This window comes from Dactylosporangium sp. NPDC048998 (genome assembly GCF_043197855.1).
GTDB lineage: Bacteria > Actinomycetota > Actinomycetes > Mycobacteriales > Micromonosporaceae > Dactylosporangium.
In genome coordinates this window covers 836,777-846,475 of the sequence record NZ_JBICTV010000001.1, presented here as the reverse complement: position 1 = coordinate 846,475, position 9,699 = coordinate 836,777, and the positions used below count along the sequence as shown (strand labels likewise).

Genomic DNA, 9,699 nt, shown 5'->3' with positions numbered 1-9,699 from the left:
CGTCGTCGATCTCAAACTCCCAGCTCACCAGCGCACGGCTCTGCACCCTGACCTCGCCGCGGTCCGATGCGCCGCGGGCAACGAGCTGCTCAAGCTGCTCCCAGTAGATACGCTCCTCCGGGCGTTCGTAGCCGTCGTCGCGCAGCCCGCCGAGGTGCTCCTCCAGCGCGTAGAGATACTCGCGGCGATACCTGGTCCACAGCAGGGACGCAAGGCGGGCAAGCTGCTGCGACAAGGTCGATGCGTCGTAGCGCCGGTACGCCCCCGCCGCGAACCAGACCTGGAAGTAGTCATCAGCGCGAACCTCTGCCTTGATGCCGTCGTCCGGCGATGACGCCGTAATCGCGACCTGGGCGAGCCGGTCCACAAAGCGCTCCATAGATGAAGATTGTTGTAAAGCTGCTTCACCTCCGCAATGTCCCGATGTCCAAATTATGGTCGAATGACTCGTTTTGCGTTTCCAATCAACATACGATTTCCATATGGCAAATAGGGGCAACTCCTCAAAATCCGGGTTCCCCGGAAACAGGCTGGTGGTCCGCGCGCCACACCTGCTGATGGTCGCGTCATGCTCTGGCGGGTCGGGGTGAAAGGACGTTGTACGGCGGGCCGTACGATCCGGCCGCCCGGAATTGCGGACATGCAGGGGAACAGGCCCTGTCGCGCGGGAATGTGTACGGCCTGAATGGTGTGCGGGCGCTGCCAGTACTCGCGGTACTGGTATTTCACGCCAACCCGGACTGGCTGCCCGGCGGAGTCCTGTCCGGATTCCTCATCACCGCATGAACTGCTGGATTGGTGTCGCGATGGATGGTGATGCGGCGTGAGCAGGCGTAGCGTGCCGCAGCGGATGCCAACTGCCGAGGAACTCGCACGGATGCACCGGGCGAGAGGATCTTTCGCTACCGGCTCAAGCGGGGGATGTCACAGTCAGGACTTGCCAGCCGCGTACAGCTGATCGCCGCGCAGTATCGGGGTCTGGGTACCGACCGGTGGCAGGTCTACCGGTGGGAGATGGGCGGCGTCGAGCAGGGCGACGAAGTCGGTCTCACGGAAGCCTTCTTCTCACCCCGCGTCCTTTGTGGACCCGCCGCCTGCCGACGCGAGGCCGCCGAACAACAAAACCAAACCGCCTACCATGATGGAGAATACGTAGCCCAGCGATCGCCGATGAGAATCGGCGCGGTGTTGTCGACCCGGTTGTGCACGAAGTTGTCATCGTGAGGCGCTGACCCTCTGCTGAGCGGCAGGTTGGTGTCGTGGGCGCCATGAGGGCCTTCGGGCGCAGCAGCAGGGCCTGGCTGCGGTGCATGCCGACACCCAGCACCTGCGGGGTCGGCCTGGCGGAGGTCCGAGCGGACCTCGCCAATGTCCTGGCCCAGCTGCGACATGCGATCGGACGACTCCAGCCGCCGGCAGACAGGGCCGACGGCGCGTCCTGAGCACCCTGGCCGGTCCGGCGCCTGCCGCTGAATCGACGTCGGCCGGGTGGACGCTACGCCTGCGCCGGCGGGCGCACCCGGCCCAGCCGGGAGGTGATGGCACCCTCGTTGCGGCCGAACTCGGCCATCAGCTCAGTGACGGTCGCGCCCTCCGCTGCGCGGCGGGCCAGCCGTTCATCGTCTTCGGGCTCCCACGGCTTGTGCGAGTTCGGGTGGACCTTGCGAAGGTCCTCCATCGTGTACGCCGGGGTCCGAACGAGCGGTGCCGGCGTCGTGTTCGGTCCCGGAAACGGGCCCAGGCCCAGGTCGTACAGCTTGTACCGGACGCTGTTGGCGGTCCGGCCCAGCTCCGCGGCGATCGCCTCGGCGCCGGCGCCGTCGCGGTGCCGGGCGGCCACCAGTGCAGTCTCCTCCCGGCGACCAGGCACCGCCGCGGCGAGGCGACGGCACGCGCACCCCCCGCGGGGTCACCGCCCGGGGATTCGCGGCGGCCGCGAGAAACAGCCGCGCCACCGGGGACTGGAACGGAACGTAAAACCGGGTGCGGCAACTCGGAGGGGCCCCCACGTAGCGAAGGGGCCCCGGTGCTGGTGCGCGGTGTGGGCTCAGGTCAGCAGACCGTGAGGTGGTACCACGGGTTCACGTTCGCCGTGCCCGCGTCGTAGGCCTTCGAACTCCACCGCTGGACCCAGTTGTTGTCGTAGGCGCGGGCGATCGTGCCCGTCGTCTGGTTGTTGATGTACGGTGCGGTGTTCAGCCAGTTCGTCAGATCCCAGGTCTTGCAGGCGACGAAGTCGAAATTGGTGTTGCCGTTCACCGTGAAGCAGAGGTGGCCGTACGCGCAGGTGAGCGCCAGGCTCGAGGTTTCCTTCGATACGGTCGCGGTGCTCTGGGTGCTGAACTTCACGGTGAGCCCGTCGTACCGGATCTCGGTGGCGGAGACCTGGGTGCCACCCGGGATGGCGGCCAGCACGCTGTCGACCCGCTGTTGGAGGGCAGCGTTCCCCGCGGGCGCGGCGGAGGCGGCACCCGCCGAGACAGCGAGCAGCGCGGTCGCTGCGGCCAGCACCCCGGCCAGTTTCCTGATCATGATTCTCCCCATGGTTGATTGACCGCCACGCGACGAGACCGTCGCCGATCCACGGCTGGAACCGCCCGCACGGCTGTCCGGGATGGACGCCGTCCGGGGTGGTCTCACTGAGGCGGTGGTATCTATCCTGGTGCTCGCGGGCCGAGGGCGGATCCTGTGAGGTTCTAGGGTGGTCATCCCGCTGATCCGTCCCTAATGACACGCGGTCTCGGGCGAGCTTCTTCGTCAGGGTCTCGAACGCGAGGTCGTCGCGGCGGGACGGCTGCCACCTCGGCAATGCTCGGCGCGCACCGCGACCGCGGTGCGCGCCATCTCCGCCTTGTTGAATGTCCGCGCCGGGCGCGCGGTGGTGGTGCTGGGCCGCCTGGCCACGGTCATCGACTCCTCACCGTGCGGACGGCCGCGTTGTATGTTAGCGCCGCCTTCACCACGTTGTAGAGGTGCTCGCGCTCCGCGTCTCCAAGCTCCTTCCGCGCCCGTAGAGACATCCAACAGAGTCTATCTCGTGCCGATCAGTGTCGGGCCGGCCTGGTCACAACCCTGGTCACATGACTGTTGGCGCTGAACTGACCGGCGGGTGGGGCTATGCGGTCATGTGGAAGACCGGACCCTTGGGGGTGAACGGCAGCCGGGCGCCGGGCGGCGCCAGGAACGCGTGCTCGCGCCGGATCCGGATCACGTCGCACGCGGCGTCGGTGATGACGAGGATCGGCGCGTCGGCCGGGAAGTCCGCGGCCCGCTCCAGAAGGTTCGCCCCCGGTTGGAGCACGGTGCCGCCGCGCCCGCGGACCTTCACCCGGCTGGCGATCGTCTCGACGTCGAGATAGCCGGCGTCGTACGCGGCCGCGTCGCAGAACACCACGCGCGCCCGCGGCACCTCCCGCGCGGTCGCGTACGAGGCGATCGCGCCCAGGGCCTTGCCGAGCAGCCAGCGGTCCATCGAGCCGGGAGGTGTCGATCACCACGCCGAATGTGCACCGCTAGATCTGCTCTTCCTGTTTTCGCCAGCCCGGTCGCGGGATGTTCGGGGTCGAGGACTGCCGGCGCGACGCCGGCCGTGCGTAGCAGCGGTGCCGCTCCGGCATGGGGACGAACTCTTCGAACCAGCGCGCCAGCCGGGGAGCTGCGGCTCGGTCTGGGCCGACCCGCTCGGACGACGGGCCGCATCCCTTGCCTGACGGTCCTCGACCGGCACGTGGCAGCACCGGATAACACGTGTCGGTCAGGCCCTCAAGTGGGCGACCGTGACATTCATGGCATTCCTTCCCGAGATTCCCGAGGAAGACACCCCCGCTCGGCTACCCATGCCGGCCCTTCGGCCGCTCCAGTCGGCTGAGGTCGCCTTCTCCAAGATCACGACAATCGACGCGCTCATGCGGCTGACGGACCGATCCCCCGCCCGGGTGCTCAGGCGATTGCCCAGCCAGGCGCACGCCGTCGCGATATCGGCGGGCACAGTCCGACTCACGGCGGCCAAAGGCTGGGCCATCACACACGGTCTCACAACGACGACCCCCTCCCGAGAGAAGGCCTGGCAAGACTTCTGGGACGTAATAGCCCGAGCACATGCCGACGCCTACCGACGCGAGGCCGCCGAACAACAAAAAATCGGCAACGGACAACCAACCGAACACGGCGCTGACCAGACCCCCGCCCGCCCAGTCACGGGCCACCAGCCGACGCGGCAGGCGAGGACATCGCCCCGATCCACAACCTTGAGCCACCGCCGAACCTTGGACCGAGCCGGCACCCGCGGGCTTCCGACCTGCGAGCCGACCGCGAAGAAACATGCCGGCTCCGATGCAGCAGCCACACGTCCACCTACTGCCCGTTCCCCATGCGGGCACGCGATGTGCTCATCCTCCCGGCGCAAGGCAGAATCGAGCGGGTGCTGACCGTCGAGACGATCACTGACCCCGGCGACGAGCGGATCGGCGACTACCGGGCGCTCACCGACGTGGAACTGCGCACCCGGTGGGAGCCACCAAACGGACTCTTCATCGCCGAGGGCGAACTCGTGCTCCGCCGGGCCCTACGGGCCGGCTACCGGATGCGCTCCGTACTGATCGACGCCAAACGCGTCAGCCAAATCGAAGACCTGCCCCTCGACGACGTACCGGTCTACGCCGGCGACCAGGTGACCCTCGAAGCCATCACCGGCTTCCACGTTCACCGTGGCGTGCTCGCCTCGTTCCATCGGAAACCGGAACGGGCCGCCGGCGACGTGCTCGCATCGGCCAAGCGGATCGCGCTACTGGAAGACATCAACAACCACACGAATCTCGGTGCGCTCTTCAGGAGCGCGGCAGGGCTCGGCATGGACGCGGTGCTGCTCTCGCCGTCGTGTGCGGATCCGCTGTACCGCCGCAGCATCCGGGTCAGCATGGGCGAGGTGTTCGCTGTGCCGTACGCGCGCCTCGACCCGTGGCCGTCGGCCCTCGCCGCGGTGCGGGACGCCGGGTTCACCCTGCTCGCGATGACCCCGGCCGCGGACGCCGTCGCGATGCGCGACCTGAACCCGCGGCAGCGCGAGCGCCCGGCGCTGCTGCTGGGCGCCGAGGGCCCCGGCCTGACCCGCGGCGCGCTGGCGGCCAGCGACGTGCGCGTGGTCATTCCCATGCACGCCAGCGTCGACTCGCTCAACGTGGCCGCCGCGGCGGCGGTTGCCTTCTACGAGCTCTGTCGCTGACGTCCCGCGGTCGCCCGTCCGGTGGGACGAGCGACCGCGGCGGTTCGTCAGGCGTTGTCGCTGTCCTGCTCGGGCGCGGGGTCGAACACCGAGGCCGGGACGCCCGGCGAGCCGGTCAGCTCGCGGGCCGCCTTGTCGCCGGAGACCTGGGCCGCGGCCGCGGCCGCCTCCGCGTTGGCCGCGGCTGCCGCCTCCTCGGCCGCCCGGCGGGCCTCCAGGACATCCTCCGATTCGGCCTCCTCCACGGCGCTCTGGTCGATGTGCCGGCTGCGCTCGTCGTTGGACATCTTCCCGATGCCGCCCAGGGCGCCGCCGATGCCCTCCAGGGCCTTGGTCAGCTCGACCGGCAGGATCCACAGCTTGTTGGACTGGCCGGCGGCGATCTGCGGGAGCGACTGCAGGTACTGGTACGCCATGACCTTGGAGTCCGGGTTGGCCAGGTGGATCGAGTCGACGACGGTCCGGATGGCCTTCGCCTGGCCCTCTGCCGTCAGGATGCGGGACTGCCGCTCGCCTTCGGCCCGCAGTACCGCCGCCTGCTTCTCACCCTCGGCGGTGAGAATCTGGGACTGCTTGAGGCCCTCGGCGTGCAGGATGGCGGCGCGCCGGTCACGCTCCGCGCGCATCTGCTTCTCCATCGAGTCGCGGATGCTCGGGGGCGGCTCGATCGCCTTGATCTCCACGCGCGTGACCTTGATGCCCCAGCGGCCGGTGGTCTCGTCGAGCACGCCGGAGAGGTGGCGGTTGATCTCGTCGCGGCTGGTGAGCGCCTTCTCCAGATCGAGCGAGCCGATCACGTTGCGCAGCGTTGTGACGGTCAGCTGCTCGATCGCCTGCAGGTAGGAGAAGATCTCGTACGTCGCGCGGACCGAGTCGACGACCTTGAAGTACAGCACCGTGTCGATCGACACGACCAGGTTGTCGGAGGTGATCACGGGCTGCGGCGGGAAGTTGACCACCGCCTCGCGCTTGTCCACCTTGTTGCGGACAGAGTCGATGAACGGCACCAGGATGTTGAGGCCGGGGGTGAGCGTCCGGCTGTACTTCCCGAGGCGCTCCACCACGTACTCGACTTGCTGCGGTACCACCTTCACCGACTTGGCCACCGTGATGATGCCGATCAGGGCGACGGCGATCACCAATATGGCCAGGAGCACGCTTGCATCCACTGGGCCTCAGTCCTTCCACACCATTGCGGTAGCACCCTTGATCTCGATCACCCGGACCCGCTCACCCTTGGCAAAGCTCTGGGTCACGTCGTACGGCCGGGCCCGCCACAGCTCCCCGTCGATCTTGATCATGCCGCTGTCGTTGCCGACATCTTCCAGCACGAGCGCCATCGAGCCCTCGATGGCCTCGACACCCATCTGGGTGTCGCGTTCGTCGCGGTGCATGTAGCGGCGCAGCGTGGGCCGCACCGCCACGAACGACAGCGCGCTCACCAGGGCGAAGACGGCGGCCTGGATCGGCTCGTTGGCGCCGAGGGCGGCGGCACCCGCGGCGGCGAACGCGCCGATCGCGAACATCAGCAGCACGAACGTGGTCGTGAAGACCTCCGCCGCGACGAGAGCGGCGCCGACGATCAACCAGACGATCAGCCAGACATCCACGCTTCGATCGTGTCACGCCGATGCACGTCGTGCCCGCCCGGAGGGCCACTTCCGCAAGATCGTCGCAGGATCGTCGCAAGATCCCGGCCGGCTTCCCCGCCACTCTCCCCCGCGGTGCACAGTTGGGCAGGTCAGCGTGCCGTGCCGAAGGAAGGCGAACCCACGTGCCCCTCCTGGCCGAAACCGTCTCCGCATCGACGAGCTGGTCGCCCGCGCCCATGCCGGCGCGCGGATGCCGACCCTGGTCGCGGGGGTGATACGCGACCGCGCGACGGCGCACGTGGCGTCGGCAGCGCGAGCCGGACGGCGAGTGGTGGCCGGCGCTCCGACCGACGCTCTGACCGGGGCTCAGCCGTCCTCGTCCGGCTCCGTCACGAAGTCGATCAGGCGCTCCATCGAGTTGATCAGCGGCGTCTCCACGTCCCGGAAGCTCGACACCGACGCCAGGATCCGCCGCCACATGTCGGACGGGTCCGCGACGCCCAGCGCCGCGCACACGCCCTCCTTCCACGGGCGCCCCGGCGGCACGGCCGGCCACGCCCGGATGCCGACGGCCGAGGGCTTCACCGCCTGCCAGACGTCGACGTACGGGTGGCCGGTCACCAGGACGTACGGCGACTGGACCGACGCCACGATCCGGCTCTCCTTCGAGCCGGGCACGAGGTGGTCGACGAGCACGCCGAGGCGCGCCACCGGGCCGGGGCCGAACTCCTCGACCGCAGCCGCGAGCTCGTCGATGCCGTCCAGCGGCTCCACCACCACGCCCTCGACGCGCAGGTCGTCGCCCCAGATGCGCTCGACCAGCGCGGCGTCGTGGACGCCCTCGACCCAGATCCGGCTGCGGCGGGCGACCCGGGCGGCGTGCCCGGTCACCGCGATGGACCCCGATGCGGTCATTTTCCGCTGGTGTACCCGCTGAGGCGCCGGCCGCACGAGCGTCACCGGCTGCCCGTCGAGCAGGAACGCGGCCGGGTCCAGCGGGAAGTTGCGCCGCCTGCCGTGCCGGTCCTCCAGCACCACGGCGCCGAACTCGAACCCGACCACGGCCCCGCAGAAGCCCGAGCCGGCGTCCTCCACGACCAGGTCGAGCTCGGCCTCGACCACGGGTACGGCGCGCCGGCGCCGCCAGTCGTTGTTCGCCAGGACGTCCATGGCCGGGAAGCGTATCGGCTGACGGCCCCTTCGCCTGCGAGACATACCGGCACGTCAGCACGTACCCTTGCTCCCATGTCCCCCGCAGCACGCGCGGCGACCCTCCAGGCGCGCCGCTCGGCGCGTTTCGTGGCATGGGTCCGGGCGTGGCGCGCCGGCCTGGTGCCGTGCGACGACGCCGCCGCCGAGATCTCCGGCGACGAGGAGCACATGGTCTCCGACGTCCCCGGCACGTGGACCGACGTGTCGCTCGCCGACGCCCTGCCGTCGCTGTCGAAGCTGCACCCGGACGAGGTACGCCTGGTGCTGCCCGCCCCGGGCGACCCGCGCGGCCTGCCGGGCCCCGGCCCGTTCACCGGCGCCGCCCTGCTCGCCGGCGAGGGTGTGATCGCGGGTGGCCTGGGCTTCGTTCCGGAGCTGCGCCTGCACACCTCCGGCTCGGGCGACGAGTTCGAGACGGTGCGCTGGCAGGTGTTCGCCCTGCCGGAGGACCGCCCTCCGACCCACGAGCCGAGCGCCGCCGAGGCCGAGGCGGAGTTGTCCGCCGAGCTGGCCACCGCGACGCGCACGCTGGCCAAGCTGGACATCGCCCAGTGGCGCCCCGAGCTCGCCGGCGCGATCGAGGCCATCCGCAAGCCCGACAGCGCGACCGACCTGCCGCCCGGCTACGACCCGAGGGCCCGCCGCCTGTACGCACGGGCGAGCATCCTCGACCGCGTCCTGGCCCTCGCCGAGCACGCCGCCCCGGGCGGCGCGATCAACGGCTACGAGGTGCAGCAGCGCGACGCGGCCCTGCGCCCGCTGACCACCGCCTGCCGCCGGGCCCTGGTCGCCGCCTGCAACGCGCCCCTGCTGTAGCCCACCCGCCGCCCGGGAGGGCGGATTGCCGAGCACCCGGCCCGGCAATCCGGTGCGACGATCAGACCTCGTCGATCAGGTGGGCGACCGACGGGATGATGCGGGACGGGCGGTAGGGGTAGCGCTCCACGTCCGACGTCGTGCTGATGCCGCTGAGCACCAGGATCGTCTCCAGGCCGGCCTCCAGGCCGCACAGGACGTCGGTGTCCATGCGGTCGCCGATCATGGCGGTGGTCTCCGAGTGCGCGTCGATGCTGTTCAGCGCCGAGCGCATCATCATCGGATTGGGCTTGCCGATGAAGTACGGCTCGATGCCCGTCGCCTTGGAGATGAGCGCGGCCACGGCACCGCAGGCCGGCAGGGCGCCCTCGTTCGACGGGCCGGTCGCGTCGGGGTTGGTGCAGATGAACCGGGCGCCGTCGTTGATGAGCCGGATGGCGGCGGTGATGGCCTCGAAGCTGTACGTGCGGGTCTCCCCCAGCACGACATAGTCGGGCTCGGTGTCGGTGAGGATGTACCCGACCTCGTGCATCGCGGTGGTGAGGCCCGCCTCGCCGATGACGTAGGCGGTGCCGCCGGGGCGCTGCGTGTCGAGGAACTGCGCGGTCGCCAGCGCCGAGGTCCAGATCGCGGACTCGGGCACGTCGAAGCCTATGCGCCGCAGCCTCGCCTGCAGGTCGCGCGCGGTGTAGATGGAGTTGTTGGTCAGGATCAGGAACGGCTTCCCGGACGAGCGCAGCCGGTTGACGAACTCCGGTGCGCCCGGCACGGGCTCGCCCTCGTGCACGAGGACCCCGTCCATGTCGGTGAGCCAGGACTCGATGGGCTTGCGTTCTCTCACGCGCAACATACTCCCTC

9 protein-coding genes and 1 pseudogene are annotated in these 9,699 nt (G+C 69.7%); 2 read left to right on the top strand and 8 right to left on the bottom strand.

The annotated features are described in order from the left end of the window. The 4 genes and pseudogenes from ACGFI8_RS03965 to ACGFI8_RS03950 all read right to left on the bottom strand — a co-directional run. A partial coding sequence (locus tag ACGFI8_RS03965) for a hypothetical protein (RefSeq protein WP_392799537.1) occupies positions 1-379 on the bottom strand: 379 nt, incomplete at its 3' end. Positions 380-1,495: 1,116 nt separating this feature from the next. After that, positions 1,496-1,840: a hypothetical protein gene (locus ACGFI8_RS03960; RefSeq protein WP_392799534.1), complete on the bottom strand. Its 345-nt coding sequence runs from the start codon at positions 1,838-1,840 to the stop codon at positions 1,496-1,498. A gap of 212 nt (positions 1,841-2,052) precedes the next feature. Next, entirely contained in the window at positions 2,053-2,532 is a 480-nt protein-coding gene (locus tag ACGFI8_RS03955; RefSeq protein WP_392799531.1) for a hypothetical protein, read from the bottom strand. Positions 2,533-3,115: 583 nt separating this feature from the next. After that, positions 3,116-3,650, bottom strand: a pseudogene (locus tag ACGFI8_RS03950) (hypothetical protein); the annotation flags it as partial. A gap of 773 nt (positions 3,651-4,423) precedes the next feature. On the opposite strand from ACGFI8_RS03950, the gene ACGFI8_RS03945 reads away from it, so the two are divergent. Beyond that, positions 4,424-5,221 carry a TrmH family RNA methyltransferase gene (locus ACGFI8_RS03945; RefSeq protein ID WP_392799673.1) on the top strand — a complete coding sequence of 266 codons (798 nt, stop codon included), beginning with the start codon at positions 4,424-4,426 and terminating at the stop codon, positions 5,219-5,221. A 47-nt stretch (positions 5,222-5,268) separates the two neighbouring features. Here the strand turns inward: ACGFI8_RS03945 and ACGFI8_RS03940 are convergent, their stop codons facing one another. The 3 genes from ACGFI8_RS03940 to ACGFI8_RS03930 all read right to left on the bottom strand — a co-directional run bounded on the left by ACGFI8_RS03940 (position 5,269) and on the right by ACGFI8_RS03930 (position 7,983). Beyond that, positions 5,269-6,390: an SPFH domain-containing protein gene (locus ACGFI8_RS03940; protein ID WP_392799529.1), complete on the bottom strand. Its 1,122-nt coding sequence runs from the start codon at positions 6,388-6,390 to the stop codon at positions 5,269-5,271. 6 nt (positions 6,391-6,396) lie between these two features. Further along, positions 6,397-6,831, bottom strand: coding sequence for an NfeD family protein (locus ACGFI8_RS03935; protein WP_392799527.1), 435 nt, complete (start codon positions 6,829-6,831; stop codon positions 6,397-6,399). Between the two features lie 348 nt (positions 6,832-7,179). Then, positions 7,180-7,983: a DUF3097 domain-containing protein gene (locus tag ACGFI8_RS03930; RefSeq protein ID WP_392799525.1), complete on the bottom strand. Its 804-nt coding sequence runs from the start codon at positions 7,981-7,983 to the stop codon at positions 7,180-7,182. Positions 7,984-8,058: 75 nt separating this feature from the next. Between ACGFI8_RS03930 and ACGFI8_RS03925 the strand changes: the two genes are divergently transcribed. Further along, a complete protein-coding gene (locus ACGFI8_RS03925; RefSeq protein ID WP_392799522.1) occupies positions 8,059-8,841 on the top strand; it encodes a hypothetical protein in 783 nt (260 codons plus the stop codon). A gap of 61 nt (positions 8,842-8,902) precedes the next feature. On the opposite strand, the gene ACGFI8_RS03920 is transcribed toward ACGFI8_RS03925, so the two are convergent. Continuing rightward, positions 8,903-9,682, bottom strand: a complete 780-nt coding sequence (locus ACGFI8_RS03920; protein WP_392799520.1) for an HAD-IIA family hydrolase — start codon at positions 9,680-9,682, stop codon at positions 8,903-8,905. Between the last annotated feature and the right edge of the window lie 17 nt (positions 9,683-9,699).